A 26,322-nucleotide genomic window follows, 5' to 3' on the forward strand; every position below is an offset into this window, starting at 1 on the left:
CACAACGTGTCCCGTCCATTTCGCTACGTTCAAGTGTGCGGTCCGCCCGGGTTAGGGGGAGACGTCTTCCTGTGCTGGCGCGGTCAGAGAATCTTTTGCCGCCACGGTTGCCTCCGTCATCTCCGCAAGGAACCGCTGGACAATCGCCAGCTCTTCCGGAGAATAATTCTGCAGCGAAACACTCATCTGCGCGGCGAGCGGGGTGAAAAGTTCACGGCCCACGGCCCGGGCGTGCTCGGTCATGGCGAGTTGGATCTGGCGACGGTCAGTTTCGCTGCGTTTCCTATTGACGTGTCCGGATTTCTCCAGCCGATCCACCAGTGCCGTGGTTGCTGGCGAACTCAGGTTCAGGGCGTCCCCGAGTTTTCCCGGGGTCATGGCATTTCCGTCCAGGCCGGGTCGAATGAGAAACCCCAAGGCGTTCAGGTCGGTCCTGTGCAGACCGTGCAGTGACGCCACCCGTTCCACGTACCTGTCCGACTCCAGGGAGAACTCCCGCATGGCTGCCAAGAGTTTGCCGTAAGGATTGCTTGCTTTCATACCCTCTATCTTCCGCCATCCGGGGAAGGAAAGTATCCCCTAAATCTCTACTATCGAATCTCTCCATCATGGAAGTAATATGGTGGAATGGATCTTATGAATTGGCAGCCCAGACGATGGCTTCGCATTGTCCTTCCCACCGCTTTGATCATCATTTGGCTGGCAGTAGCCGGACTCGGCGGACCCACATTTGGCAAGATTTCCGAGGTCTCCACCAATGATCAGGCCGCCTTCCTGCCTGCCAGCGCCGAGTCGACGGCGGTACAGGACTGGCAGTCGAAGTTTGTGGACAGCGCAAGCATTCCGGCCGTGGTGGTCCTGACTTCCCCGCGGCTCCTGACGCCGGCCCAGTTGGCGGAAATTGGGACGCTCTCCACAAAGCTTGGCGCCGTTGACGGCGTTCAAAAGCCTGTTGCTCCCCAGACCACCACCATCGCCGGTCCCATTCCCTCCAGCGACCAAATGGCGGTGGAATTCCTTGTACCCGTGGCCGACGTCGGAAACGTCAAGGCGGTGGTGGCCGATCTACGGGATGTTATTGGGGCCAATTTGCCGGCAGGCATGAGTTCGTACGTGACAGGCCCCGCCGGTCTGACCGCCGACCTCGTCAACGCGTTCTCCGGGATCGACGGCATCCTTTTGCTGGTGGCGCTGCTGGCAGTCTTCGTGATTTTGCTGGTGGTGTACAGGTCCGTGGTGCTGCCCATCCTGGTGCTGCTGACCTCCGTGGTGGCCCTGTGTGGGGCCATCGTCGTCGTCTTCTACCTCGCCAAATGGGACGTCATCAAGCTCAACGGCCAGAGCCAGGGCATCCTCTCGATCCTGGTGATTGGCGCCGCCACCGACTACTCGTTGCTGCTGGTGGCCAGATTCCGTGAGGCCCTCCACGAGGTCCAATCGAAGTGGACGGCGCTCGGCCGGGCCTTCAAGGGTGCGTGGGAGCCCATTGTGGCCTCGGGTGGAACTGTCATCCTGGCACTGCTCTGCCTGCTGTTTTCGGACCTGAATTCCAACCGCAGCCTGGGCCCGATCGCCGCGATCGGCATCTTCTTCTCCCTCCTGGCCGCGCTGACGTTCCTGCCGGCACTGTTGCTCGCCTTTGGGCGCGGAGCCTTCTGGCCGTTCCTGCCCAGGGTTGAGCACATCCACAAGCACACTGCCCCCGTGCCTGCGCAAGGGCTGGATGCCATGGCCCAGAACGACGTCGACCGTGGGCTTGCAGGGATTGGCGGGCTGTGGCGCCGGGTTGGCCTATTGATTGCCCGCAGGCCCAGGGCGACGTGGGTCCTGACGCTGGTCCTTTTGTTGGCAGCAGGAACGGGAATCTTCCAACTGCAAGCCAACGGGGTCTCGCAAACCCAGGTCATTCTGGGGGCCAGCAATGCCGTGGACGGTCAGAAGGTGCTGGCCGAGCACTTCGACGCCGGCAGCGGGAGTCCTGTGGTGATCATCGCCGATCAGGGCAAACAAGCGCAGGTGGTCTCCGCCGTGGAAGGGGTGAAAGGGATTGCCAGCGCCAGTGTCTATACGGGATCCGGGCGGCCAGATGCCACGGCGGCTCCGGTGGTCAAGGACGGGCGGGTGCTGATCAACGCCACCCTCGCCGACCAGGCCGACTCCGACGCGGCCGAGCAGGTGGTGCAGGACCTACGCGCACAACTTCCGGCCGTGGATTCAGGCGTGCTGGTGGGCGGTGTCAGTGCCATTGCCCTTGACACCAATGTCACCGCGCAACGCGACCTGGTGAAAATTGTCCCCCTGGTGCTGGTGGTGATCTTGCTGGTGCTCATGCTCTTGTTGCGTTCCATTGTGGCCCCGCTGGTGCTGATCGGCTCGGTGGTGCTTTCCTACGGGGCGGCCATGGGGATTTCGGCGATCGTGTTCAACCACGTGTTCGGCTTCCCCGGCGCCGACGCCACGGTGCCACTGTTTGGGTTCGTATTTCTCGTGGCGCTTGGGGTGGATTACAACATCTTCCTCATGACCCGTGTACGGGAGGAGGCCAAGATTATGGGCACCCGGGCCGGTGTGCTGCGCGGACTGGGCAAGACGGGGAGCGTGATTACCTCGGCCGGTGTGGTGCTGGCGGCAACCTTTGCCGCGCTTGGCGTGATTCCCCTACTGTTCCTAGCCCAGCTGGCGTTCATTGTGGCCTTCGGAGTGCTGCTGGACACCGTGGTGGTGCGTTCGCTGCTGGTCCCGGCACTCTCCTATGACATTGGCCGACACCTGTGGTGGCCGGCCAAACTAGGCCGCGCACAGAAAGAGGTGGAATCATAGTCATATGACTTCACAAGACGCCGCGATCACCACGTCCATGCCTGTCCCCACGGCGGAGAATCCCCGGGTTCCCCGCTTGGCGAACGTTAAGGCGTTCACCGACTACATGAGTACGGGGTGGGGCACTCCGGACAGGACCCCGCCGGTGGTTGCCGGTGCGGCCGCGGCAGCGGCGGAGCACCGAGCCCGGCTCTCCGAGCTCTTCCGCGGCCAAGCGCTTGTTATCGGGGCTGGCACCGCGCCTGTGCGAAGCTACGACACGTACTACGACTTCCGCCCGGATTCTGACTTCTACTGGCTGACAGGTGCCGCGATCGACGGCGCCGTCCTGGTGATGACGCCGTCGGCCTCCGGTCACGATGCCACTTTGTTCATTCCGGCACCGTTCTACCCCGACAACCCCGAGTTCTTCACCAACGCCGCCCACGGCGAAATGTGGGTTGGCGCCGCCTCCGACTTCTCCGATTGGGCAGCAGCCCTCTCCCTGGTGGTCAAGCCCCTGGGCGAGCTCGACGGCGGGATTGTCGCGGCCATGCGGGCGGGATCGCCTGCCTTGGGTGCTGGCAAGCTGCCTGCGGGCCTTGCCTCGCGCCATGGAATCGACGCCGGGGTCGCGTTGGGTCGCGAGCTGTCCGACCTGCGCATGGTCAAGGATGGCTGGGAGATTGCCCAACTCCGTGAGGCCGTTGACCACACCGTGGACGGTTTTGCCGCCGTGGTCCGTGAAGTTCCCAACGCCATCAAGAAGGGTGGCGAACGCTGGTTGCAGGGCACCTTCGACCGGCACGCCCGCACCACGGGCAACGGCGTGGGTTATGCCACGATTGTGGGTAGTGGCAAGCACGCACCCACCCTGCACTGGGTGCGCTGCGACGGCCCGGTCCTGGAGGACATGCCGCTGCTGCTTGACATGGGAGTGGAGACGAAGAGCTTCTACACGGCCGACGTCACGCGCACTTTCCCGGGATCGGGTACCTTTAGCCCCATTCAGCGCCAAGTGCACGACCTTGTGGAGAAGTCGCACAGGGCTGGTCTGGCCCAGGTGGGTCCCGGCAAGTATTTTGCCGATTTTCATGAGGCCTGCATGGAGGTCATCGCCAACGGTTTGAACGACTGGGGTCTGCTGCCGGTCTCCGTTGATGAGGCGCTGTCCCCGAAGGGTCAACACCACCGCCGCTACCTGGTGTGCGGTGTTGGTCACCACTTGGGTCTGGATTGCCACGACTGTGGCCAGTCCAGCTACGAAAGCTACCAGGGTGCCCCCATGGTGCCCGGCATGGTTCTGACGGTGGAACCGGGGCTGTACTTCCACGAGAACGATCTCACCGTGCCCCCGGAATTGCGCGGCATTGGCGTGCGCCTTGAGGATGACATTGTGGTGACAGCCACCGGATCGGACGTCATCTCTGACGCGCTGCCATTGGATGCCTCCGGCATCGAGGCCTGGATGAAGCGAGCCATCCAGGGGTAAGCGCGCCTTAAACGACAATGGCCTGGTGTGAATCATGAGGATTCACACCAGGCCATCGCTTTGGGCCATTGATGGGCCCACGCCCTCCCTGGCCGAGAAACCATGCCAGGAGCGGGGACTAGGAGGAAGCGTTGAGCTGTTCCTGCTTCTGCTTGTTCACGAGGTTCTTGACACTTTCCAATTCCTGGGACACGCGGGTCAGCGCGGTCTTGTGCTGGGGCCACTGCGTCGACTTGAAGCGAGTAGCATCCGGGCCTTCCCAGCGAACGGACTGTGCCTTGCTGTCCAACATGGCGGTGAGCTGGTGAATCTGCTCCACAGCCTGGTTCAGCTTCGTGGCCAATTCGCCCATGTCCTGCGGGTCGTTACCAATCATTCCAGCCATGATGCACATCCTTCGTGTAGTGGAGTTCGCCTCTCCGGGCGGTCCGGAGCAGCTATTACCTAGAATCTATCCCGACCCCGGACAGTCCGTCGATGGGTTGCACTGCCCATGAAGAACTCCCCATAACGTTTGAAAGGGAATGTTTCATTCGGGTCTCAATTGCGCCGGCGGAGTGGACAAACTGTTGACACCCCACGCCGTGCTATGTGATATTTTACTGATCGGGGAGTGTGAGCAACCCGACAATAGACAAGCGTGTGGGGACGTTCCTGCATGGTGGATTTGGTTTTGTCACGTCAAAGGAGATGCAGGCAATGAAACTTCGAATTCCCAAGGTATTTGCTGTTGGTGCGGTAGCGGCAGCCCTGCTGGCGACCACGGGCTGTGGTGGCATCCTAGGTGGCAGCGACAGTAAGACCGCCGATTCTGGTCCCATCAAGATTGCCGCCGTCATTCCGCTCTCCGGTTCCAGCGCGCCCACTGGCGTGTACATGAAGAACGGCATGCAGATGGCCGTTGATGAAATCAATGCCAAGGGGGGCGTGCTTGGCCGCCAGCTCCAGTTTGATCCCGAAGATGAGGCCTGTGACCCCACCCAGGCAGCGGCCGCAGCCAACAAGGCCGTCTCCAACGGTGCTGTGATCTCCGTGGGCGGGTACTGCTCAGGGGCCACGCTGCCCACGCTGCCCATCTTCAACAAGGCCAACATCCCCATGATCATCCCGGCCGCCAACTCCCAGGAGTTGGTGAACCAGAAACTGCCCAACGTGTTCCTGATCAACGGCACGGGCGTCCAGCAGGCGGCCGCTGCTGTGAAGTTCATGGTCAAGGACGGCGTCAAGACTGTGGCTCTGGTTGATGACAACACGAGCTACTCCAAAGACATTGCCGCCCAGACCAAGAAGGACCTGGAGTCCGACGGCGGCGTCAAGGTTGCGCTGTCCACCTCGGTTACGGCAGGGGAAAGCGACTACTCCTCGGTGGTTCACGACATCATGGGTGCCAACCCGGACATGCTGTACTGGACCGGCTACTACCAAGAAGGTGGCCTGATCATCAACCAGCTCAAGGCTGCCGGTTACCAGGGCAAAATCATGGTGGCCGACGGTAGCGTCGACGCATCCTTGATTCAGATCGCTGGCGCATCCAACGCCGAGGGCGTCTTCGCAACCATGACCCAGACCCCCGACACCATCAAGGGCGCCGAAACCTGGATCGCCGACTACACCAAGAAGTTTGGCTCGGCTCCCGGCCCTTACTCCACCCAGTCCTACGACGCCGTCCGGGTCGCAGCCGAGGCAATCACCAAGGCCGGCAGTACCGACGGCACCAAGGTGATCGCGGCCTTGCAGGCGATTGATGGCTTCCAACTGTTCTCCGGCCCCCTGAAGTTCACCCCGGAACACACCCTGACCAACGGTGGCTTCCAGATTCTTGTGGTCAAGGACGGCAAGTTCGTCCTCAAGGACACCCTGAGCTAGCGCCGCCGCGTCCCCACGCCGGGCGTCGCTCGGCGTGGGGCCTTTGCGAGCCAAGCTTCACAACCGGCGGGCCACGATCCCGCCGGTTGGGTCACTTTAGGTATCTGTAAGACTTTTCAGTCAAGGCGGGACGGCATGACACAGCTAATTTGGAACGGCCTGTTTGTGGGTTCGTTTTACGCATTGATCGCCCTGGGCTACTCCATGGTTTATGGCATCATCAAACTCCTTAACTTTGCCCACGGTGACATCTATATGTTGGGCGCCTTCATTGGCTTCGCCACCCTCAGCTCCTTCGGCGTCATCCCGGCTTCCATGTCCATCACGGCCCTGCTGATAGTGCTGCTGCTGACCATGATCATCACAGGCGGGATCGGCGTCGGCATTGAACGGCTGGCTTACCGGCCGCTGCGCAACTCGCCGAGGCTGGCAGTGCTCATCACCGCCGTCGGCGCCTCCTTCACCTTGGAGTACGGGGTCAGTGCCATCGCCGGCCCCAATCCCAAAGTCTTCCCGGTGCGCCTGCAGGGCGAAACTTTCGACGTCCTCGGTGCCCGGATCTCTGCCCCACAGATTGTTCTGATGGTGATTGCCGTGCTGCTCATGCTCGGCCTGAACTCCTACATTCAGCGCACGTCCATGGGCCGTGCCATGCGGGCCATTGCGCTGGATCCCAAGGGCTCGCTGCTTATGGGCATCAACGTCAACAAGGTCATCACCTGGACCTTCTTCATTGGCTCGGCACTGGCTGGTGCGGCCGGGGTCATGGCTGGCGCTTACTACGGCAAGATCGACTTTTTGATGGGCTTCATCATCGGTCTGAAAGCTTTCACGGCCGCCGTCATTGGTGGCATCGGCAACATCAAGGGCGCCATGCTGGGCGGCCTGCTGCTTGGCCTGCTCGAGGCGTTTGGTTCGCAGTGGCTTGGCGGTGAATGGCGGGATGTCTTTACCTTCGCCGTGCTGATCGCATTCCTGACGTTGAAACCAACAGGCCTGCTGGGCGAACGAGTAACGGAGCGTGTCTAAATGAGTGAAAACGTCGATTCCTCCACGGCCCCGCGCCGGATCGGCAAGCCCGCCAGCCGCCTTTCGGCCCTGTTTGAGAGCAAGCAACTGGGCTGGGGTGCCTTTGCCATCGCCTTGATCTTCCCGTTCATTCTGGCCAGCAACTACGCCATGAACATTGCCACCACCGCCGTGATCTTTGTGCTGCTGGCCTCCGGGCTGAACATTGTGGTGGGCTACTGCGGCCTGCTGGACCTTGGCTACATCGCCTTTATGGCGGTGGGGGCATATACGGCAGGGATCGTGTCCAAGGCCTGGGAGCTGCCCGTCTTGTTCACCGTCCCAGCCGTGCTGGTCATGACCGTCCTAGCCGGGCTCATTATTGGTGCCCCCACACTGCGCCTGCGCAGCGACTATCTGGCTATCGTGACGCTCGGTTTTGGTGAGATCATCCGCCTGACGGCCAACAACCTGACCATCACCGGCGGCCCGTCGGGCATCTATGGCATTCCCGGCATACACCTGTTTGGCCTGGACCTCTCCAACCCCGTGCCGTTCTACTACTTCTGTGTGGTCTTCGTCAGTTTGCTGGTGCTGGGCTCGGCGAGGCTCGGAAAATCCAGGCTGGGCCGCGCCTGGCGCTTCGTCCGCGAGGATGAGGACGCCGCCGAGGCCATGGGCATCCACACCTACAAGGTGAAACTGGCGGCCTACATCTTCGGCGCCATCTGGGGCGGGCTCGGCGGCATGCTGTTTGCCGCACACCTCTCGGCAATATCCCCGCAGAGCTTCGTCTTCCTCCAGTCGGCACTCGTACTCATGGCGGTAGTGCTTGGCGGCATGGGCAACACCCGCGGCGTGGTGGTTGGCGCCGTCGTCATCTCGCTGCTGCCGGAATTCCTACGCGACATGGGCAATCTGCGGTACGTGATCTTCGGTGTGGTGCTGATCCTTGTCATGGTGCTCAGGCCTCAAGGCTTTTGGCCGGCACGCGCCTTTGAACCGGAAAAGGGCGACGACGGATCCGACTCGGGTGAAGATGGCACCAAACGCTCCCGCAGGGACCGGCGGAAATTAGTGCCGGTAAACCCGGCGACAGGAGAGAAAGCATGAGCCCGCTGCTGGAAGTCAAGGATCTACAGATAGCCTTCGGCGGCGTGAAAGCAGTCAATGGGCTTTCCTTCACCGCCGACGCCGGTGAAATCGTCTCGGTGATCGGCCCCAACGGGGCTGGCAAAACCAGCGCATTCAACTGCATCACCGGGTTCTATAAGCCCGTCAGTGGCTCCGTCACAGTGGATGGCCAGGACATCACCGGCAAGCGCCCGGCCGTCATTGCGGCCACCGGCGTCACCCGCACTTTCCAAAACCTGCGCCTTTTCCCTGACCTGACTGTCTTGGACAATGTTCGCGGGGGCATGCACCTCTATGGTGGCCAGAATTTCCTTGACGCACTGTTCCACACTCCGCGCTACAGGAAAAGCGAGGCCTTCTACACCGAAGAAGCCCACCGCTGGCTGGACTTTGTTGGCTACAAGGGTGGGCGTGGGATCCCCGTACGCAATCTGGCTTACGGCCAGCAGCGGCAGGTTGAGATGGCCCGGGCCATGGCCCGCAAGGCCAAACTCGTGCTTCTGGACGAGCCGGGGGCGGGACTCAACCACTCGGAGAAACGTGAGTTGCTGGAACTGTGCCGCAAGATCCGAGACCTGGGCGCCGCCGTCGTACTCATTGAACACGACATGAGTGTGGTCATGGAGGTGAGCGAACGCGTGGTGGTGATGAACTTTGGCAAGGAGATCGCCGACGGCACGCCAGCTGAAGTGAAGAACAATCCGGCCGTCATCGAGGCCTATCTGGGCAAGGATGACGACGCTCCGTCGGCAAAGCCCACGGCCACCTCGGTAGAGGATGCCGAAAAGGCGGCCAACGCCGCCGCAGATGCACCGCGCGAGGGAGGCGAGTCCTGATGTCCATGCTCGAATTTGAAGACGTGGAAGTGTTTTACGGCAAGATTCAGGCGCTGCGCGGCATCAGCGTACGGGTCGAGGAGGGCGAGATCGTGGCCCTGCTGGGCAACAATGGGGCAGGGAAAACCACCACGCTTTCGGCGGCGTCGGCCCTTGTGAAGGCGCACTCGGGACGGATCAGTTTCGCCGGCACGGACATCACCCGGGCCAAGCCCTGGGAGGTGGTTGGGGCCGGGCTGATCCACGTCCCCGAAGGCAGACGCATCTTCTCCACGCTGTCGGTCATGGAGAACCTGCAATTGGGCGGCTACATGGTCAAAGACAAGGCGGCCATCGCTAAACGCCTCAAGGACGTCTTTGATCTGCTGCCGTTGCTGGCACAGCGGCGCACCCAGCAGGGCGGGACGCTCTCTGGCGGTGAACAGCAGATGCTGGCCATTGGCCGGGCATTGATTGCCGGACCGAAGATGCTCATGCTCGATGAGCCTTCCATGGGATTGGCTCCGCTGATAGTTGCCCAAGTTATGGAGGTCATCAAGGAAGTCAACGCCAACGGCACCACAGTGCTGCTCGTGGAGCAAAACGCGCGGGCCGCGCTGAAGATCACCAGCAGGGGCTACGTCATTGAAAACGGGGTCACCACCATGACCGGGACGGGGGCCGAGCTGCTGGCCGATTCACGCATTGTTGAGGCATATCTGGGTGCCTAACGAGGAAGAACTGAAGGATTTACGCATGGACGCCACACAGTGGGAAATATCCACCGTTGACTACCACACGGCCGGGGAGCCGTTCCGGATCGTTCCGACCCTGCCGTTTTCCATCGAGGGCGACACCGTCCTGGAACGACGGCAGAACGCCATGACCGGCCCGGCCAACATCCTGCGCCAGCTTCTGGTCAACGAACCCCGGGGCCACGCAGATATGTATGGCGGATTCATTGTGCCCCCCAACGATTCCGGGGCCCACTTCGGCGTGTTGTTTTGGCACAAGGACGGGTTCTCCACCGCGTGCGGTCACGGCACCATCGCCTTGGGTGCCTGGGCGGTCCGTAGCGGCCTCGTAGCCGCCCCGGACGACGGCGACACCGAGGCAGTGATCGATGTACCGTCGGGCCGCGTCAGCGCCACAGTACGCACCGAGGCCGGACGCATCACCGCAGTAACGTTTCGAAATGTGCCCTCCTATCTTGCGGCACAGAACATTGAAGTGGCCACGGCAGATTTCGGCACGCTGAAGCTGGACGTATTGTGGGGAGGCGCGCTCTACGCCTCCCTGCCCGCGCAGGCTGCGGGGCTTTCGGTCTCGGGATCGAACCTCAATCAGCTCATTGAAGCGGGCCGGCAAATCAAGGCAGCTTTGGCGGGGCATCCTGCCGCCAAGCACCCGACGGAGGCTCGTTTGGACGGCATCTACGGAACCATCTTTCATGAAGATGTGGGTCCCGGTAGCGGGCTTCCGGGTGCGGGTGCCATGGCGCAACGCAACGTCACGATCTTCGCAGACGGGCAAGTGGACAGGTCTCCGTGCGGCTCCGGAACGGCGGCCAGGGTGGCCTCCCTCAGCGCCTCCGGACACCTTGCTGACGGGGAGTTACTGGATCACTTCTCCATCATCGACTCCCACTTCACGGCTCGCGTGGCCGATGCCAGCGACGCCGGGGTGGTGGTGGAGGTAACCGGCAAGGCTTTTCCCGTCGGTGAATGCAAGTTCACCCTCGGGGACGATGACGAACTCGGCTTAGGCTTTGTCCTGCGGTGAGCTTGCGAGCCCTGGGAGGGGCTGCTGGGCCCACGGGCGGGTGGGGATTCGCCGCTTGGCAGTGATTGCTGGGACGATTGAACTATGAGCGATTCCAGTTACACCATCCCGGGCCTGCACGTGAGCGATTTTCGTGTCAGCGTGCCGCTGGACTGGTTTGATGAGAGCAACCCGGCCACCATTTCAGTTTTTGCCAGGGAGCTTGTGGACCCGGTCCGGCGCGGGGAAGAACTGCCCGTCATGATCTTTTTGCAGGGTGGCCCCGGAGGCAAGGGCCCGCGTCCGCTGGGGGCCACGGGCTGGATTGGCCAGGCCCTGAAAACTCACCGCGTGGTGCTTCTTGACCAGCGTGGAACCGGCCGCAGTACCCGGGTGGATGCACGCACCATGGCCGAATTTCCTGACGCCAACGCCGGGGCGGATTACCTCACGCATTTCCGTGCCGACTCAATCGTGGCCGACGCCGAACATATCCGTAAGACCCGTTTTGGCGGCCAGCGCTGGTCAACAGTGGGGCAGAGCTATGGTGGCTTCCTGACGTTGACCTACCTTTCCCGGGCGCCCGAAGCACTCACTGCCTGCTATGTGACCGGCGGTTTGGCAAGCATCTGGCCGGACCCATCCGAGGTCTACCGGCGCACTTTCCCGCGGACCGCTGGCAAGAACCGCGAATTCTACGCACGGTACCCGCAGGATCAGGAGCTTGTAGCTCGGCTGGCGGACCACCTGGCAAGCAACGACGTCAGGCTACCCGACGGGGACAGGCTCACCGTTCGACGCCTGCAGACCCTTGGTATTGACTTCGGCATGAAGCCCGGTTTTGAGCGCATGCACTGGTTGCTCGATGAGGCTTTCACCGACGACGGCGAACACCTCACCGATGGTTTCCTGGCCCAGGTGATGGCACGTACCTCGTTTGCCGACAATCCACTCTTTGCCGTCATGCAGGAGAGTATCTACTCTCACGGCTCCAACGGGCCCACGGCCTGGGCCGCCCAACGCGAGTTGGAGAACCACCAGGACTTTGCCGACACTGCCCGGCCTTTGATGTTCACAGGGGAAATGATGTTTCCTTGGATGTTCGAGGAAATCCGGCTGCTGCGTCCCTTTGCCGGTGCCGTCAATGAATTGGCCCGCCGCGAGACGTTTACAGAGCTCTATGATCTCGAGAAGCTTGCCGCCAATCAGGTGCCTCTTGCCGCCGCCGTTTACTATGACGATATGTACGTTGATGCAGGGCTCCAGCTGGACACCGCCGCGGCGGTGGGAAATGTCCATGCGTGGGTCACCAACGAGTTTGAACATGACGGTATAGGCGATGACAAAGTCTTCGCCTACTTGCGTAATTCGCTGGCCCAGCTCGGTGGAGGGATTGCGTAGTGGAGGCCAACTCGGACCCTCAAGACAAAGCCGTGCGGGTGCGCATGCGTAAGCCTTGGCGGAAGCTCTCAATTGCTGGCGCCTTGAAGGTCGGCATTTCGCCCATGCCTGCCTGGGTTTCTTTTGCCATTGCCCTATTTGTTACTGTCTCTGCTGTTGATGACTTCCGTCTGTTTTTTGTAACCCATCAAGATGGAATTTTCCCTTGGTGGGGACTAGTCGGCACCGTCAGCTACTGGGCCCTCTGGATGGCTCTGGCGTTCAGGCCGCAACTGGCGGCGCCGGCCCTGCTAGTGCTGCTGGTAACAATGTACGAGAACGAACAGCCCATCGGGGCTCTGGTCTTGATCTTTGCGGCCCTGCCAGTCGCGGCCTATCGAGTATCTACTCGCGCCCTGATTGCCATCGTGGGAACGTTTCTTGTGTGGCAGATCGCTTGGGTCCTTGGTGTCTCGACCCTGAGCCCGGCAGCGTTGTGGGGCTACTTCTTCATTACTTTCTTGCTCATAGCGCCGGGGCTTGCCGTGAAAATCCTGCGGGAAAGGTCAGTTCAAGCAGCTCAGGCCCAGCTGGCAGCCAAAGAAACTGCCGCCCGGGCTGCCCTGGAACAGCGCACGGAGCTTGCCAGAGAACTTCACGACGTGGTTACCCACGGTCTGACCATGATTGCCGTGCAGGCTAATCTCGGGAAGCTCGCAGACGATGGGCCTGTGAAGGAAGAGTCGTTGAATGAGATCGGGGCCATGGCCCGAAATTCTCTCGATGACCTTCGGCGTCTTCTGCGAACCATGCGCACGGAGGATCTGCCGCTGGCGGGTGGGCCCTCTGGTAGCGCTGGCGTCTCACCGAGCCCGGCCACCATCGACCTGGCACTTAGCGTTGCCGACACCCAAAAGCGTCTCAATAGCTTGGGAGTGCTCACCCTGGTCAAAACGTCGGGAGACCTGAGTCGCATTCCAAATGGGCTCCGATCCACGGTCCTGCGGATTCTGCAGGAAAGCGCCACCAATATTGCCAAGCACACAGGCCACAGCAGCGAATGCCATATCTCTTTGGAAGTGCTTGATGACCGCTTAGAGTTGACAATTCGCAATAGAATGACACCGGGTAAGCCACGTCTGCCCGTATCCGGCACGGGCCTTGTGGGTTTGCGGGAGCGGGCCTCCCGACTTGGCGGAACGCTGGAGGCTGGCCCGGAAGAAGGCTGGTGGAGAATATACGCTGTACTGCCATTCCAGGGCCCCCGGACCCTCCGGTAGAGACATCTCCCCACATGCCCTCACGTTGGTCCAAATGGGCAATTTACCCTAATTTATAGGCTTTTTCCTCGTCCATTCGGGCTGATGTCAATTGCATGCATTGCATGGGCAAATAGGGCTGCGTAGCGTCGTAGTATTCGGCGTTTAAGCATGCTCCCGGCTCATTCGAGCAGTACTGCAGGCGCCCCTGGTGAATCCAAGGAGAAAGTCATGAATGCATTGCACGTGTGCGACGCAGGTTCTACCTCCCGGCACAGCACCCTACGCTCAAGCGGCATTTGGCCCGACGGCACCAACTCACCGCCGGAACGTTGAAGTCTCGCGTTCCTGACATTTTGGCGGGCTGATCCCGCCAGCGCAACGGATGCCAGAAGCATCACCCAGATTACGTAGACTGTGAGCATGAATGTGAGCGTGCAAACCACAGAGGCAAACGGCGCCGAGCCGACTGAGGCAGAGACCATTAATGTGGTCATTGTGGATGATGAAAAGTTCGTTCGTGGCGCTTTGCGAACTTATTTGACCCAAACAACAGACGTAGTGGTGATCGGGGAAGGCGAAAGCGGCGTCGATGCCATCCGCCTGGTGCGCGAGCTCCATCCACAGGTCCTCCTTATTGACATTCAAATGCCCGTCATGGACGGGATTACCGCTATCGGGCACATTGTTGAGGAATTTCCTGAGATCCGGATCCTGGTTGTCACCGGCCACGTTGAGGATGGGCACCTCAAGGCGGCCCTGATGGCTGGTGCGAGTGGATATGTGGTCAAGGATGCCGAACCGGAAAGAATCATTGCCGCAGTCCGGGAAGTCCATGCGGGGGAATGTCCCATTGACCCGGCGGTCACACACCTTCTGGTGGAAGACGTTCGACAGAGCCGCCCTGCCAAACCCGATCATCCCGGTGTTGAACTTTCGGAGCGCGAGGAAGGTGTACTGAAACTTCTGTGCGAAGGCAGGAGCAACAGCGAAATCGCCTCGGCCCTTTACCTTTCCGAGTCAACGGTCAAGTACCACCTTGTCCGTTTGGGCCGTAAATTCGAGGCCAGGGACCGTTTGCAGCTTGTCATTACGGCCCTTCGTTCGGGAGTAGTTGCATAGGGAAAGCTACATGAGGTGCCGGTCGGTAGGAAAAGACTATCCAAATGGACAGGTGTCTTACGCGGCGTTTGCCGTATCCCCCTGCCATTCAGCCACCTATGCTAGGGAGCATCCCGTTCAGGCGGCCGTGGCCGCCACTTGTGAAAGGCACTTCCATGAAATCTCGCGTTGCTTCCCTAGCTATTGCCGCCGTTCTGGCCTCCGGCCTAGTCTTGGCTCCCACTGCGGCCATGGCCGACACTGTACCCGCCGGCACAACAACCACTGCACCCGCAGCCGGCAATGTGGCAACCACGTACGGCATGTGGTTCCTGCCCTGCGACCTTGGTTTCATCAAACTTTGCTAGAAGCGGCTTGAGGTTCGCTGAAATCGAGCATTAAAAGCTCTGGTGGAATGTGACATTGCACTGCTAGGGTGGGTGTGTAATCGGATAGTGGCGGTGCTGCCAGTGCCCAAGGGCCGGCAGCAGGCTGCTGTCCCTGGCATCTGACCCTCTGTAAGGGGAGCTCCATGACAACCCGCACCCAGCCCTGGCAGGGCATTCACGTTGCAACTGCACTTCCCTTTAATGCCGACAACAGCGTTGATTACTCCGCATTTGCCGAGCATGTGTCGTGGCTGGCAGCCAATGGATGCGACGGCGTTTGCCCCAACGGTTCCCTTGGCGAGTACCAGACGCTGACCCCGGCAGAACGCGCAAAAGTCGTAGAAACCGCTGTAGCTGCATCCCCTGAGGGTTTTACCGCCATGCCGGGTGTCGCCGCCTACGGCGCCGATGAGTCTCGCCGCTGGGCCGAACAGGCCCGAGATGCGGGTGCGGCCTCCGTACTGGCGCTCCCACCGAACACCTTCAAAGCCGATGACGAAACGGTGCTTGCGCACTACCGTGAGGTGGCGAAGGCCGGCCTTCCCGTTGTCGCATATAACAACCCCTATGACACCAAGGTGGACTTGTCGCCGGAACTGCTTGCACGAATGCATGCAGAAGGCCTGATTGTGGCCGTGAAGGAATTCACCGGAGACGTGCGCCGCGCCTACGAGATTGCCGAACTGGCCCCTGATCTGGACTTGCTGATCGGCTCCGACGACGTCCTGCTGGAACTGGGACTGGCAGGTGCAGTTGGCTGGATTGCCGGCTACCCCAACGCCATTCCGCAAAGCACAGTGAAGCTATACGAACTGGCCACGAGTGGTCGTTCCGAGGACATCACCGCTGCGCTGCCTCTCTACCGAGATCTGCACTCTTTGCTGCGCTGGGACTCCAAAACCGAGTTTGTCCAGGCGATCAAATTGTCCATGGACATTGCCGGGCGCAAGGGTGGCGGCTGCCGCCAGCCGCGCAGCCCGCTTCCGGCTGACATGGCGGCCCGCATCACCGCCGACACCGAGGCCGTGCTGGCCAAGGGCTACAGGTAAACGGCGCGCGATGCGTTCCAAAAGGGTATTCCACGCTGTCGACTCCCACACTGAGGGGATGCCTACACGCGTCATCACCGGTGGAATGGGCACCATCCCCGGCGCCACCATGGCCGAACGGCGTCAGTGGTTCATCGATAACAGCGACGATGTGCGCACCTTGCTGATGTTCGAACCTCGGGGTCATGCGTCGATGAGTGGCGCGATCCTCCAGCCGTCCACTCGCCCCGACGCCGATTTTGGTGTGCTGTTCATCGAAGTCTCCGGGCTGCTGCCCATGTGCGGGCACGGCACCATTGGGGTGGCCACGGTACTGGTGGAAACCGGCATGGTCCCCGTGGTGGAGCCGGTCACCACGATTCGGCTGGACACCCCTGCCGGACTGGTGGTGGCCGAGGTGGCCGTGGAGAATGGCGCGGCCAAAAAGGTGACCATCCGCAATGTCCCATCGTTCTCCTTGGCGCTTGAGCAAACCGTCGAGGTGGAGGGTTTTGGGGAAGTCCGCTACGACATGGCTTTTGGTGGAAACTTCTACGCCGTCGTCGAGCTTGCCGAACTAGGTCTACCGTTTGAGCGTGCGGCTAAGGATCGCCTGCTCGATGCCGGATTGAAGATCATGGATGCCATCAACACCCACAATCGTCCAGTTCACCCGGAGCGGGCCGATATCAGCGGCTGCCACCACGTGTACCTGAAGGCACCCGGCTCCACGGCCGAGCATTCTCGCCACGCCATGGCCATCTATCCTGGATGGTTCGACCGATCGCCCTGCGGCACTGGAACCAGCGCCCGGATGGCGCAATTGCATGCCCGCGGGGAACTGGCGCTCAACACAGATTTTGTGAATGAAAGCTACATCGGCACCCAGTTCATTGGCCGGTTGGTGGAAGAAACGACTGTGGGCGGGCTACCCGCAGTGGTGCCAACCATCACCGGACGCGCGTGGATCACCGGCACGGCCCAGTATCACCTGGACCCGGACGATCCCTTTCAGGCCGGATTCTTGTTGTGAACACGCTGGCGCTCACCGCCGTCGAGCAGGACATGCTCGACGGCGGGCGCGGTGCCGGAGTTGCCATGGCCATGCGCATGGTGGTGGCGCTGGCAGGGGTGTTGGGTGCCGCGCGGCTGATTCCCATCACCAATGCCCACATCGACAGTTGCCTTTACCACGGGCAGGCGGGACTCGACTTTGCCCAAAAGCTGGCCGGGCTGGGCGCCACCGTTTCCGTGCCTACCACCTTGAACACCAGCTCGCTTGACCTGCTTCACCCCGGGCTGGTGAGGTTGCCGCCGGAGGACGCCGTGCCCGCCCGCGCGCTCATGGATGCCTACCGGACCCTCGGCGCCCGCGCCACCTGGACGTGCGCCCCCTACCAAAGCACCCAGCGGCCAGCCTTCGGGGAGGACATTGCATGGGCCGAATCGAACGCCATCGTGTTCGCCAACTCGGTGCTGGGCGCCCGCACCGAACGTTATGGCGACTTCATTGACATTTGTGCCGCCATCACCGGGCGCGTCCCGTTTGCCGGGCTGCATCTGCCCGAACGCCGCAGGCCTACCGTTGAGCTGGATTGCCGGGCCCTGCCAGCGGCAATGCTTGACCACGAAGCTGTGTGGGCGGCCCTGGGAGACGTGGTCGGCCGGCAGGCGGGGTCAGCGGTGCCGTTGCTGACGGGGATCGATCCTGACTTGGTGGACGAAGACAAGCTCAAGGCCTTGGGGGCCACCGCAGCCTCCTCCGGTGGTGTGGCCCTCTTTCACGTCTCGGGAGTGACCCCGGAGGCGATCGAAGCCGCTGGCGATCCCGCTTGGGCTGGCTTGCCGGTTGTGGCCATCACGGCCCAGATGCTGCGTGCAGCCAGGGACGAACTGTCCAGCGGCGCGGATCTGTCCCTTCCCGTGGATGCGGTGGCCCTGGGCACCCCGCATTTTTCGCTTCGGGAGTTTGAAAAGCTGTCCGTGGCACTGGCGGGAACGGAGCCGTTCCATCCCGGCTGCACGGTGTGGATCAACACCTCACGCGAGGTGCTGGCCCAAGCTCAGGAAGCCGGGTTGGTGCAACAGGCGCAGGACCTCGGCGCCAAGATTGTGGTGGACACATGCACCTACATCACGCCTATCCTCGGGCCGCAGGAGCGAACCGTCATGACGCCGTCGGGCAAATGGGCCTGGTACGCGCCCATGAACATCGGGGTGGACGTAGTCTTTGGCACGCTGGAGGAATGCCTGGCCTCTGCCCGCGCCGGAAAGGTGATCCGCGATGAGCGACAATGGAGCTGAATGCACAATTTCAGGCACCACCCTGTGCGCCGGTGAGGCTTCCGGTCAACTGCTGGTGCTGGCAGAACCGCTTTCCTTCTGGGGCGGCACTGACAGGAAAACGGGCCTGATTATTGACACCCACCACCCGCAGCACGGTGCGTCGCTGGCAGGACGGGTGCTGCTGATGGACGCCTCACGTGGCTCCAGTTCTTCTTCCTCGGTTCTGGCCGAACAAATTCGAGCAGGCGTGGGGCCGGCGGCGATCCTGCTCACGGCAAGGGACGTCATCCTCGCGTTGGGTGCCCTGGCGGCCGCGGAACTTTATGGCACGCATATGCCAATTGTTCTGTTGGATTCTGCGGGAGCGGCGCTCCTGCGGCGAGAAGACACGCCAAAGCGTAATAGTTCAAGTGTGCTAAAAATTGCTTCGCTACATGTCTCGGTGCAGGCTGGCGGTGACGGAAACGCCGTCGTCGCATTTCCCGCGCACGTGGCTCCGGGGCCTGCTGACCCAGTAACTAAAAGAGGAACTCCATGACATTGCCCTACATTGACGCCGGAAACTTGATCGCATTATTGCCGCCAACTGTCATTGTGGCAGCCCTTGAGGAGGCCCTGCGAGGAGGTCAGGATCCGGAGCGGGACTCGCCCAGGCTTTTTGCCCCGCTGTCCGCCGGTGAGTTCCTGCTCATGCCAGCGGAATCTGTGAAGTATGCCGGTATCAAGGTGGCAACTGTGGCTCCGGGGAATCCCGCTCAAGGACATCCCAAGATCCAGGGCACGTATCTTTTGCTTGACAAGGGCACGTTGGCGCCGTTGGCTGCCATGGACGGTGCCGAACTTACGCTTATCCGGACGCCGGCCGTGACAACGCTTGCACTCAAGCACATGCTGCGGCTCCGTGGTGTTCGTTCTGCTGGAAACGTTGTGGTTTTTGGGGCCTCGCTGCAGGCTGACAGGCACATTGCGGCTATCCATGAGGTCTGCGGGATTGAGTCGCTTGTGGTGGTTGGTAGGCGGGCAGAAGCCGCGTCGGCGTTGGCGCAGAAATGGTCCAGCCGTGGCTTGTCTGCCCGTACGGGAGGCGTTTCGGACGTGAAGGGAGCGGATGTTGTGGTGTGCGCAACGTCGTCCGCGGTCCCGCTTTTTGACAGTTCCCTGGTGGCCGATCACGCGGTGTTGGCGGCAATTGGCTCGCACGGTTTGGATGCGCGGGAGATCGACCCTGTGCTGGCCCGCCGGGCCGAAGTGGTCGTGGAGGGGCGGGCGTCCGCGCTGCGGGAAGCTGGCGATTTGATCCCTGCGCTGTCCGTTGAGCAGTGGCAGGAGCGTGGCTTGGCGACGCTTGCCGATCTTGTTAATGGGCAATTTGCTCCGGCTTCCGGTAAGCCGCTGCTTTATACGGGCGTGGGGATGTCATGGGAGGATATTGTGGCTGCTGGGCGGGCGTTTGAACTCTTCACAGGGCCACCTGTCGACTAAAATGTCATATTGTAGTGGGACGTGTGTTCTGCTCTTAATTTTCTAACGGGGGTTGGAAGCGCCATGAGCTCACCTGAACTATCCCATCTGACTGCAGTCAAGAAGAACGTCAGCCTGCGTGAAACGGTGACGCTGGCCCTGCGCGCGGCGGTCATTTCCGGGGAAATGAAGCCCGGGGAAGTCTATTCGGCACCTACGTTGGGGAAGCGCTTTGGCGTCTCACCGACACCCGTCCGGGAGGCCATGCTCGATCTGGTCAAGGAAGGCTTGGTTGTCTCCTTACCCAACAAGGGCTTCCGTGTCACCGAGGTCTCCGATGATGACCTTGATGAGATCACTGCCCTGCGGCTTCTGATCGAGCCCCCTACTGTCCGGGATGTAACGGCGCTCATTGACGACGCCGGGGTGGTGCGGCTGCGCGAGATGGCGGCAGCCATCGTCACTTACGCCGGGGAGGGCGACTTGATCGCTTACACCGAATCCGACCGTCAGTTCCATATTGCGGTACTTGAATATAGTGGCAATAAGCGCCTGGTGGCCCTGATCTCCGATCTACGATCCCACACCCGCCTGCTGGGACTGGCGCCGCTGGTTGCCACCGGTGAACTGCGCGAGATGGCCCGTGAGCACCTTGAATTGGTTGACTTGATTGCCGCAGGGAAGGCCGTGGAGGCCCAGGAGCTCATGACGCGGCACATCGGCCATGTCCGCGGCGAATGGGCGCAACACTAGCGGATGCTCGCTTCTGTCATGACGGCGCCAACGCGCTCGGACGGCGCATCTTCGACGGCGTTTGGCGAGTGGGCGCCGTCGTCGCAGGTTTGGGCCAAACGGGCCTATTCCAGCTGAGTAAAATGTGACATACTACTGAGTATGAATCTTCCTCGATTCGCAGACGTTGTGGTCATTGGTGCCGGTGCCGTAGGCGCCGCGTGCGCCTATTTTGCCGCGCAAGCAGGGCTCAGAGTCGCCGTTGTGGACCGCGGACCCATTGCCGGCGGGACCTCGAGCGCCTGCGAAGGCAACATTTTGGTCTCAGACAAGGAAGCCGGCCCGGAACTCTCCCTTGCCCAGTACTCGCAAACGTTGTGGCGCGGGGAACTGGCCGAATTTGGCCACCTGTGGGAATTCGAGTCCAAGGGTGGCCTTGTGGTTTCCGCTAAGCCGGGGACGCAGGAGAATTTGACGCGGTTGGCGGCCCGGCAGCGAAACGTAGGGATCGACGTCGAACTCGTGGATGCCGCCAACCTCAAGGACTACGAACCCCACCTGGCCAACGGAATGGCGGGGGGAGCCTTTTACCCGCAGGATGCCCAGGTTCAGCCCATGCTGGCAGCGGCACACCTGCTCCGGCTGGCCCGCGGCATGGGCGCCACAGTCCACACCAACACCAAGGTCACGTCATTTGTGCGCCAGGGTGACGCCGTTACGGGCGTGGTGACCAGCCAGGGAACCATCGCAGCCCCCGCCGTGGTGAACGCCGCCGGTACCTGGGGTGCGGCCATTGCCGAACTTGCCGGCGTCGATGTCCCGGTGCTGCCGCGCAAGGGATACGTCATGGTGACTGAGCCGCTCCCTGAGCTGGTCCGCCACAAGGTTTACGCGGCCGAATATGTGGACAATGTGGCAAGTTCCTACGCCGGTCTGCAAACCTCCCCCGTTGTTGAGGGGACGCGCGGGGGCACCATCCTGATCGGTTCCAGCCGTGAACGGGTGGGCTTTGAGAAGTCCGTCAACCCGCTGGTTCTGGCCGAGATGGCAAACAAGGCAATCGCACTTTTCCCCTTTCTGGCGGACGTTTTGGCGCTGCGCAGCTACTCCGGATTCCGCCCGTACTGTCCGGACCACCTGCCAGTCATTGGGCCCGATCCCCGGGCGCCCGGGCTGTGGCACGCCTGCGGGCACGAGGGTGCTGGCATTGGGCTCTCGGTGGGCACGGGAGCGCTGATCGCTGCCACGCTAACCGGGACCGCGCCAGCCATGGACCTGTCACCCTTTGCCCCTGAACGTTTCGACTCCCTGCGACAGGAAGCCCATGCCTGAAATTCAGCTTTCACTCGATGGCATGCCCCTGCCGGCCCGCCCCGGGCAAACGGTGGGCGCAGCGCTGACTGACGCCGGGATTTCCGCGTGGCGGACCACGCGCAACGAAGGGCGCCCCCGCGGCTTGTTTTGCGGCATCGGCATCTGCTTCGACTGCCTGTTGGTGGTCGACGGCGTCCCCAACCAACGCGCCTGCCTCACTCCCGTGCGGGACGGCATGACCCTTGACACCGGGTGTGCACCCGGCGGCCCCGAAACGCCCACGCAGGGCGGGGGAGCAGCATGAGATTTGATGTGGCAATTGTGGGGGCGGGGCCGGCCGGCCTGGCCGCAGCCGTCAACGCGGCAGAGTCGGGTTTGACAGTCGTTTTGGTGGATGCCGGAACGCAACCCGGCGGACAGTTTTGGCGTCACCCCGACGAGGCGGCCGCAGCCGCCGCCGGAACCACGGTGGGGGAAAGTGATGGCCACCATGACTGGAAGCGCTTTGCGGACTTACGGGCCCGCCTCTACGCTCTCGAGGATAAGGGGGCCGTGGAGTATTGGCGCAACACCCAGGTGTGGCTCATTGAACCTGGCACCTCGGCAACAACCCTGCGACTGACGCCCACCGTGGCCCATGATTCGCACGCTCCGGAAGTGGTCACCGCACGCCACATCATCTTGTGCCCCGGCGGCTACGACCGTCAGCTTCCCATTCCGGGCTGGGACCTGCCCGGTGTCATGGCAGCCGGGGGAGTCCAGGCACTCCTGAAAGGCAACCGGACAGCGGCAGGAACCGTCGCCGTCGTCGGTGGAACAGGACCATTCCTGCTACCCGTAGCCACCGGCCTTGCCACGGCTGGTGTGAAGGTGGCCGCCATTTGTGAGGCCAACAGTCCCACCGGCTGGCTGAAGAACCTGCGCGGGGCCGTTCAGGCGCCGGAGAAGGGTCCGGAAGGTCTTGAGTATGCGGCGGCACTGGCCAAACACCGGATCCCCTACCGTGTGCGTACGGCGGTGACGGCGATTCATGGAAATGACAAGGTGGAGGCGGTCACCATCGCCAAGTTGGCTGCAGACGGTTCGGTGCTGCCGGGGACGGGCCGGCGGGTGCCGTGCGATCTCGTGGCCCTGGGCTGGGGTTTCACCGCCCAGCTGGAACTGGTGCTGGCCGCGGGGGCAGAAACCGCCGTCGACGTTGACGATTCACTTATCGCCGTGGTCGACGAGCGCTTGAGAAGCTCCGTGCCGGGTGTCAGTGTGGCGGGAGAAGCTACGGGCGTGGGTGGCGCGGCCATGGCAGTGGTGGAGGGCGAACTTGCCGCCCTGTGCGTGGCAGCAGAGGCGGGGCAGTCCAGCGCTGGCAATGCCACGTTGGGTGGGCGGATAGCCAAACTGCAACGCAACCGCGAGAGGCTGCGCGCATTCGCCGTGGCCATGCACCGGGCCAACCCCGTCCCGGCCCGCTGGCACAGCTGGCTCACGCCCGAGACCGTGGTGTGCCGTTGCGAGGAAGTCAGCTACGGATCCTTGTGCGACGCCCACACGGAACTCGGTGCGCAAGACGCCCGCAGCCTGAAGTCCTTCGCCCGCCCCGGCATGGGCTGGTGCCAGGGGCGCGTATGCGGCTTCGCCACCGCGTCCATTGCTGCGGATTTTGCCGGGTGCCCGACGTCGGCCGATGACTTGCGCTCCATGGCCAAGCGAACGCTCGCCGCCCCCGTGACCCTGGGGCAGCTGGCCGCCCTGACCCCTGCCATTCCCACCCCCTGCAACCCCGACGAAGGACTGTGACCATGACTGCGCACACCGACACCACCACTGCCGAGGAACTCGAGAATATTCTCGCCGCCGCGGATGCCGCCAGCGCTGACTGGGCCCAGCGCACGGCCGCCGAGCGGGCGGGCGCCCTCGTGGCCATTGCCGACGCCCTTGACGCCGCCGCGCCGGAGCTGGTCCCCGTGGCCCAGGAAGAGACAAACTTGCCGACCGCCCGGCTGAACGGGGAGCTGAAACGCACCACGTTCCAGCTGCGGCTCTTCGCCGAAATGCTGGCAGATGGCGGCTACCTTGATGCCCGCATTGACCATGGCGACGCCGCCTGGCCCATGGGCGCCCGCCCCGACATTCGCCGCGTCCTTGAACCACTTGGCCCGGTGCTGGTGTTTGCCGCCAGCAACTTCCCGTTTGCCTTCAGCGTCCTGGGTGGGGACACCTGTTCGGCGCTCGCCGCCGGGTGCTCAGTCGTCGTGAAGGTGCACTCGGGGCACCCGCGTCTGTCGGCCGCCGTCGGACGCATCGCCACTGACGCTCTCCGCGAGGCGGGCGCCCCCGAGGGCTTGCTGGCGTTGGTGTACGGCACCCAGGGAGGCCGGGATGCGCTCCTTGACCCGCGGATCAAGGCCGGGGCGTTCACAGGCTCCATCCCCGGCGGGCGTGCCCTGTTTGACCTGGCTAACTCCCGCCCGGAGCCGATCCCGTTCTACGGCGAATTGGGCAGCGTGAACCCCGTATTCGTCACCGAGGCGGCCGCCGCTGCCCGTGGCCCGGAGATCGTGTCCGAGTTCGTGGCCTCTTTCACCATGGGCGCCGGCCAGTTCTGCACCAAACCGGGCATCTTGTTGGTGCCCGAAGCGTCGTCGATGGTTGCGGAGCTATCCGAGGCCTCTCGCCCGGCACCGGCCATGCTGCTCAACGAGCGGATCCAGTCCGGCTACACCGCCTCGCTTGAGGAATTGTTGAAGCACGACGCCGTCGCCCCCTTGGGTGGGACCGAGGACATCCTCGCGTTCCCGCCTGCGCCGGCCCTGAGCGTCACCACGGCCTCAGCATTGCTTGCCGATCCCGAGGGCTTGATCACCGAATGCTTCGGCCCGTCGGCCCTGGTTGCCAGCTACCAGTCCGAGGAAGAGCTACTTGCCGTGGCGCGCATCCTCGACGGCCAGCTGACAGCCACCATCCAGGGCGAGGATACAGACGCCGTTGCACCCGAATTGGTGCGGGTACTGGCCGGCAAGGCGGGCCGGGTGCTGTGGAACCAGTGGCCCACCGGAGTCTCGGTCACGTACGCGCAGCAACACGGCGGACCGTACCCTGCCACCACTGCGCCCACCTCCACATCCGTGGGTACCGCGAGCATCAGCCGCTTCCTGCGCCCGGTGGCCTACCAGGGCCTGCCCGCGCACCTGCTGCCCGGCGCCCTGCGCGATGAGAACCCGCTGGGGATCCCACAACGGGTGAACGGCGCGCTCGCTATCTGAGCTCGATCGCGGGGATCGGGTGGCAAGCTGGCTTTTTCTCGGCGACTTCCCGGCCGTCGGCCGCGGGCGGCCTCAGGCCTCCTTGACGTCGCCTACGAAAAAGCCAGCCAGCCACCCCTCGTGGCTAGAAGCCGGAGGCCTTGCGGTAGCGCTGCATCTGCTGGTGGCGGCGTTGCAAACTGTCGCGGCGGGGTGTCTGCTCCAGGGCCGGATCCTCGGCCGTGAGGTCGATGTGGGACTGGCCAAACTGCCACAGCAATAGGTCATCGAGCAGCCGGTCGGGGCCGGGGGAGTACCTGTGGTCTAGGGCCTTGCGCACATTGGAGATGATCTTGGGCTGCAGCAGTGCCGCCAGGTCAATCGTCTTGGTGAGTCCGTGCGCGGCAACCAGCTCCGCAGCCCAGCCCCAGTCGTCGTCGGCCTTCCTGTCGACGTGCGGCAGAAGCGTCTGCCAGACCGCTTTGATCCGGTTGGGGGTCAGGGAAACTTTGCCCTCGCCGTCGGCATCCCAAAAACTGGTGACAGTCTCATACCTGTCGTGCAGCTCCGAAAATGCCTGCTCAACGGTCTCCAGCATGGCCGCCGTGGCGGTGAACTGCCGGTCAAAGTAGGGGCTCCAGGCGCGTGGATCCTGTGCTTTGAAGCGGATATCGTGCTCAATCTCGCTCCACGCATGCGCAAACACGGTGCGGATCTGGCACTCGAACAGGTAGCTGCCGTTGGCCTTTGTCTCCGGATCCAGCACCTCCTGATAGGCCTTCACCATGTCATTTTGGATGCTGCGCAGGATCAGGTGGCGGCTGGAGTACCCATACGTGCCGGACTCGATGGAGCCGATGTCCTTTTCCCTGTCGCCGCGGCAGTCAAAAATGCTTCGACGGCGCTTGATCAGGTTCGCGGCCTGCGCATTCTCACCGGGAAGGGTGGTGATGACACGCACGCCCACCATGTCGGTCAGGTTGCGCAACGGCTCCGGAAATTGCAGGGCGGGCGCGGAGTCGGGCTCCGGGGCCACCATGCGTGAGGCCTTTTCCCGGAAAGATTCAACGGATTTGGTGCGGCTGGTGATGAAAAGCGGCTTGTCTTCGGCCTCTTCCATGACCTCGCGAACCAGAGATTCCATCTCCGCGGTGACCCGTTCCAACTGTGGCCGGGCACGTTCGTACGCGGCGACGGAGGCGATGACGGACGGACGCAGCGAATCGTCCAGGCGCTCCCAGTAGCTACTCATGTCTTC

General features: G+C 62.4%; 25 protein-coding genes. 22 read left to right on the forward strand and 3 right to left on the reverse strand.

The window, feature by feature from the left end:
* Positions 1–51 precede the first annotated feature (51 nt).
* Positions 52–540, reverse strand: a complete 489-nt coding sequence (locus CXQ94_RS03685) for a MarR family winged helix-turn-helix transcriptional regulator (RefSeq protein ID WP_104086877.1) — start codon at positions 538–540, stop codon at positions 52–54.
* Positions 541–627: 87 nt separating this feature from the next.
* On the opposite strand from CXQ94_RS03685, the gene CXQ94_RS03690 reads away from it, so the two are divergent.
* Positions 628–2,820: an MMPL family transporter gene (locus CXQ94_RS03690; RefSeq protein WP_104086878.1), complete on the forward strand. Its 2,193-nt coding sequence runs from the start codon at positions 628–630 to the stop codon at positions 2,818–2,820.
* 4 nt (positions 2,821–2,824) lie between these two features.
* The gene (locus CXQ94_RS03695) at positions 2,825–4,291 is read left to right on the forward strand and encodes an aminopeptidase P family protein (RefSeq protein ID WP_258066662.1); all 1,467 of its coding nucleotides are present in this window, start codon (positions 2,825–2,827) and stop codon (positions 4,289–4,291) included.
* 118 nt (positions 4,292–4,409) lie between these two features.
* On the opposite strand, the gene CXQ94_RS03700 is transcribed toward CXQ94_RS03695, so the two are convergent.
* Entirely contained in the window at positions 4,410–4,676 is a 267-nt protein-coding gene (locus CXQ94_RS03700) for a WXG100 family type VII secretion target (protein WP_104086879.1), read from the reverse strand.
* A 314-nt stretch (positions 4,677–4,990) separates the two neighbouring features.
* On the opposite strand from CXQ94_RS03700, the gene CXQ94_RS03705 reads away from it, so the two are divergent.
* The 20 genes from CXQ94_RS03705 to CXQ94_RS03800 all read left to right on the forward strand — a co-directional run bounded on the left by CXQ94_RS03705 (position 4,991) and on the right by CXQ94_RS03800 (position 25,085).
* Positions 4,991–6,157: a branched-chain amino acid ABC transporter substrate-binding protein gene (locus CXQ94_RS03705; protein ID WP_219816975.1), complete on the forward strand. Its 1,167-nt coding sequence runs from the start codon at positions 4,991–4,993 to the stop codon at positions 6,155–6,157.
* A gap of 135 nt (positions 6,158–6,292) precedes the next feature.
* Positions 6,293–7,186, forward strand: a complete 894-nt coding sequence (locus tag CXQ94_RS03710) for a branched-chain amino acid ABC transporter permease (RefSeq protein ID WP_104086881.1) — start codon at positions 6,293–6,295, stop codon at positions 7,184–7,186.
* Positions 7,187–8,278, forward strand: a complete 1,092-nt coding sequence (locus CXQ94_RS03715; RefSeq protein ID WP_104086882.1) for a branched-chain amino acid ABC transporter permease — start codon at positions 7,187–7,189, stop codon at positions 8,276–8,278.
* Entirely contained in the window at positions 8,275–9,135 is an 861-nt protein-coding gene (locus tag CXQ94_RS03720; RefSeq protein WP_104086883.1) for an ABC transporter ATP-binding protein, read from the forward strand. Before CXQ94_RS03715 ends, CXQ94_RS03720 begins: the two co-directional genes overlap by 4 nt.
* Positions 9,132–9,845, forward strand: a complete 714-nt coding sequence (locus CXQ94_RS03725; RefSeq protein WP_219816986.1) for an ABC transporter ATP-binding protein — start codon at positions 9,132–9,134, stop codon at positions 9,843–9,845. The genes CXQ94_RS03720 and CXQ94_RS03725 overlap by 4 nt, the downstream gene beginning before the upstream one ends.
* A gap of 25 nt (positions 9,846–9,870) precedes the next feature.
* Positions 9,871–10,896, forward strand: a complete 1,026-nt coding sequence (locus CXQ94_RS03730) for a proline racemase family protein (protein WP_104086884.1) — start codon at positions 9,871–9,873, stop codon at positions 10,894–10,896.
* 84 nt (positions 10,897–10,980) lie between these two features.
* Positions 10,981–12,276, forward strand: a complete 1,296-nt coding sequence (locus CXQ94_RS03735; RefSeq protein WP_104086885.1) for an alpha/beta fold hydrolase — start codon at positions 10,981–10,983, stop codon at positions 12,274–12,276.
* On the forward strand, positions 12,276–13,535 hold the full coding sequence (locus tag CXQ94_RS03740) for a sensor histidine kinase (protein WP_104086886.1): 1,260 nt from the start codon (positions 12,276–12,278) through the stop codon (positions 13,533–13,535). The genes CXQ94_RS03735 and CXQ94_RS03740 overlap by 1 nt, the downstream gene beginning before the upstream one ends.
* A gap of 402 nt (positions 13,536–13,937) precedes the next feature.
* Positions 13,938–14,636 carry a response regulator transcription factor gene (locus CXQ94_RS03745; protein WP_146070223.1) on the forward strand — a complete coding sequence of 233 codons (699 nt, stop codon included), beginning with the start codon at positions 13,938–13,940 and terminating at the stop codon, positions 14,634–14,636.
* A gap of 155 nt (positions 14,637–14,791) precedes the next feature.
* Complete coding sequence (locus tag CXQ94_RS03750; RefSeq protein WP_104086888.1) at positions 14,792–14,983, forward strand: hypothetical protein; 192 nt, start codon at positions 14,792–14,794, stop codon at positions 14,981–14,983.
* A 164-nt stretch (positions 14,984–15,147) separates the two neighbouring features.
* The gene (locus tag CXQ94_RS03755) at positions 15,148–16,053 is read left to right on the forward strand and encodes a dihydrodipicolinate synthase family protein (RefSeq protein ID WP_104086889.1); all 906 of its coding nucleotides are present in this window, start codon (positions 15,148–15,150) and stop codon (positions 16,051–16,053) included.
* 10 nt (positions 16,054–16,063) lie between these two features.
* Positions 16,064–17,065, forward strand: a complete 1,002-nt coding sequence (locus CXQ94_RS03760) for a proline racemase family protein (protein ID WP_104086890.1) — start codon at positions 16,064–16,066, stop codon at positions 17,063–17,065.
* Positions 17,062–18,336, forward strand: coding sequence for an aconitase X catalytic domain-containing protein (locus CXQ94_RS03765; protein WP_219816976.1), 1,275 nt, complete (start codon positions 17,062–17,064; stop codon positions 18,334–18,336). Before CXQ94_RS03760 ends, CXQ94_RS03765 begins: the two co-directional genes overlap by 4 nt.
* Positions 18,317–18,856 carry a DUF126 domain-containing protein gene (locus CXQ94_RS03770; protein ID WP_104086891.1) on the forward strand — a complete coding sequence of 180 codons (540 nt, stop codon included), beginning with the start codon at positions 18,317–18,319 and terminating at the stop codon, positions 18,854–18,856. The genes CXQ94_RS03765 and CXQ94_RS03770 overlap by 20 nt, the downstream gene beginning before the upstream one ends.
* A complete protein-coding gene (locus CXQ94_RS03775; RefSeq protein ID WP_104086892.1) occupies positions 18,853–19,800 on the forward strand; it encodes an ornithine cyclodeaminase family protein in 948 nt (315 codons plus the stop codon). The genes CXQ94_RS03770 and CXQ94_RS03775 overlap by 4 nt, the downstream gene beginning before the upstream one ends.
* 63 nt (positions 19,801–19,863) lie before the next feature.
* Positions 19,864–20,532, forward strand: a complete 669-nt coding sequence (locus CXQ94_RS03780; RefSeq protein ID WP_104086893.1) for a GntR family transcriptional regulator — start codon at positions 19,864–19,866, stop codon at positions 20,530–20,532.
* A 141-nt stretch (positions 20,533–20,673) separates the two neighbouring features.
* On the forward strand, positions 20,674–21,843 hold the full coding sequence (locus CXQ94_RS03785; protein ID WP_104086894.1) for an FAD-binding oxidoreductase: 1,170 nt from the start codon (positions 20,674–20,676) through the stop codon (positions 21,841–21,843).
* Positions 21,836–22,129, forward strand: coding sequence for a (2Fe-2S)-binding protein (locus CXQ94_RS03790; protein ID WP_104086895.1), 294 nt, complete (start codon positions 21,836–21,838; stop codon positions 22,127–22,129). The genes CXQ94_RS03785 and CXQ94_RS03790 overlap by 8 nt, the downstream gene beginning before the upstream one ends.
* Positions 22,126–23,619 carry an NAD(P)/FAD-dependent oxidoreductase gene (locus tag CXQ94_RS03795; protein ID WP_104086896.1) on the forward strand — a complete coding sequence of 498 codons (1,494 nt, stop codon included), beginning with the start codon at positions 22,126–22,128 and terminating at the stop codon, positions 23,617–23,619. Before CXQ94_RS03790 ends, CXQ94_RS03795 begins: the two co-directional genes overlap by 4 nt.
* 2 nt (positions 23,620–23,621) lie before the next feature.
* Positions 23,622–25,085, forward strand: a complete 1,464-nt coding sequence (locus tag CXQ94_RS03800; protein ID WP_104086897.1) for an aldehyde dehydrogenase (NADP(+)) — start codon at positions 23,622–23,624, stop codon at positions 25,083–25,085.
* 124 nt (positions 25,086–25,209) lie between these two features.
* On the opposite strand, the gene CXQ94_RS03805 is transcribed toward CXQ94_RS03800, so the two are convergent.
* Positions 25,210–26,316 carry a GTP pyrophosphokinase family protein gene (locus tag CXQ94_RS03805; RefSeq protein WP_104086898.1) on the reverse strand — a complete coding sequence of 369 codons (1,107 nt, stop codon included), beginning with the start codon at positions 26,314–26,316 and terminating at the stop codon, positions 25,210–25,212.
* Between the last annotated feature and the right edge of the window lie 6 nt (positions 26,317–26,322).

The sequence above is a fragment of the Arthrobacter sp. GMC3 genome (assembly GCF_002929305.1).
Classification (GTDB): domain Bacteria; phylum Actinomycetota; class Actinomycetes; order Actinomycetales; family Micrococcaceae; genus Specibacter.

What these genes read in the sequence shown, in the direction of transcription:
- CXQ94_RS03685 (WP_104086877.1), bottom strand. Translation starts at nt 540, where the DNA reads ATGAAAGCAAGCAATCCTTACGGCAAACTCTTGGCAGCCATGCGGGAG.
- CXQ94_RS03690 (WP_104086878.1), top strand. Translation starts at nt 628, where the DNA reads ATGGATCTTATGAATTGGCAGCCCAGACGATGGCTTCGCATTGTCCTT.
- CXQ94_RS03695 (WP_258066662.1), top strand. Translation starts at nt 2,825, where the DNA reads ATGACTTCACAAGACGCCGCGATCACCACGTCCATGCCTGTCCCCACG.
- CXQ94_RS03700 (WP_104086879.1), bottom strand. Translation starts at nt 4,676, where the DNA reads ATGGCTGGAATGATTGGTAACGACCCGCAGGACATGGGCGAATTGGCC.
- CXQ94_RS03705 (WP_219816975.1), top strand. Translation starts at nt 4,991, where the DNA reads ATGAAACTTCGAATTCCCAAGGTATTTGCTGTTGGTGCGGTAGCGGCA.
- CXQ94_RS03710 (WP_104086881.1), top strand. Translation starts at nt 6,293, where the DNA reads ATGACACAGCTAATTTGGAACGGCCTGTTTGTGGGTTCGTTTTACGCA.
- CXQ94_RS03715 (WP_104086882.1), top strand. Translation starts at nt 7,187, where the DNA reads ATGAGTGAAAACGTCGATTCCTCCACGGCCCCGCGCCGGATCGGCAAG.
- CXQ94_RS03720 (WP_104086883.1), top strand. Translation starts at nt 8,275, where the DNA reads ATGAGCCCGCTGCTGGAAGTCAAGGATCTACAGATAGCCTTCGGCGGC.
- CXQ94_RS03730 (WP_104086884.1), top strand. Translation starts at nt 9,871, where the DNA reads ATGGACGCCACACAGTGGGAAATATCCACCGTTGACTACCACACGGCC.
- CXQ94_RS03735 (WP_104086885.1), top strand. Translation starts at nt 10,981, where the DNA reads ATGAGCGATTCCAGTTACACCATCCCGGGCCTGCACGTGAGCGATTTT.
- CXQ94_RS03745 (WP_146070223.1), top strand. Translation starts at nt 13,938, where the DNA reads ATGAATGTGAGCGTGCAAACCACAGAGGCAAACGGCGCCGAGCCGACT.
- CXQ94_RS03750 (WP_104086888.1), top strand. Translation starts at nt 14,792, where the DNA reads ATGAAATCTCGCGTTGCTTCCCTAGCTATTGCCGCCGTTCTGGCCTCC.
- CXQ94_RS03755 (WP_104086889.1), top strand. Translation starts at nt 15,148, where the DNA reads ATGACAACCCGCACCCAGCCCTGGCAGGGCATTCACGTTGCAACTGCA.
- CXQ94_RS03760 (WP_104086890.1), top strand. Translation starts at nt 16,064, where the DNA reads ATGCGTTCCAAAAGGGTATTCCACGCTGTCGACTCCCACACTGAGGGG.
- CXQ94_RS03770 (WP_104086891.1), top strand. Translation starts at nt 18,317, where the DNA reads ATGAGCGACAATGGAGCTGAATGCACAATTTCAGGCACCACCCTGTGC.
- CXQ94_RS03775 (WP_104086892.1), top strand. Translation starts at nt 18,853, where the DNA reads ATGACATTGCCCTACATTGACGCCGGAAACTTGATCGCATTATTGCCG.
- CXQ94_RS03780 (WP_104086893.1), top strand. Translation starts at nt 19,864, where the DNA reads ATGAGCTCACCTGAACTATCCCATCTGACTGCAGTCAAGAAGAACGTC.
- CXQ94_RS03785 (WP_104086894.1), top strand. Translation starts at nt 20,674, where the DNA reads ATGAATCTTCCTCGATTCGCAGACGTTGTGGTCATTGGTGCCGGTGCC.
- CXQ94_RS03790 (WP_104086895.1), top strand. Translation starts at nt 21,836, where the DNA reads ATGCCTGAAATTCAGCTTTCACTCGATGGCATGCCCCTGCCGGCCCGC.
- CXQ94_RS03795 (WP_104086896.1), top strand. Translation starts at nt 22,126, where the DNA reads ATGAGATTTGATGTGGCAATTGTGGGGGCGGGGCCGGCCGGCCTGGCC.
- CXQ94_RS03800 (WP_104086897.1), top strand. Translation starts at nt 23,622, where the DNA reads ATGACTGCGCACACCGACACCACCACTGCCGAGGAACTCGAGAATATT.
- CXQ94_RS03805 (WP_104086898.1), bottom strand. Translation starts at nt 26,316, where the DNA reads ATGAGTAGCTACTGGGAGCGCCTGGACGATTCGCTGCGTCCGTCCGTC.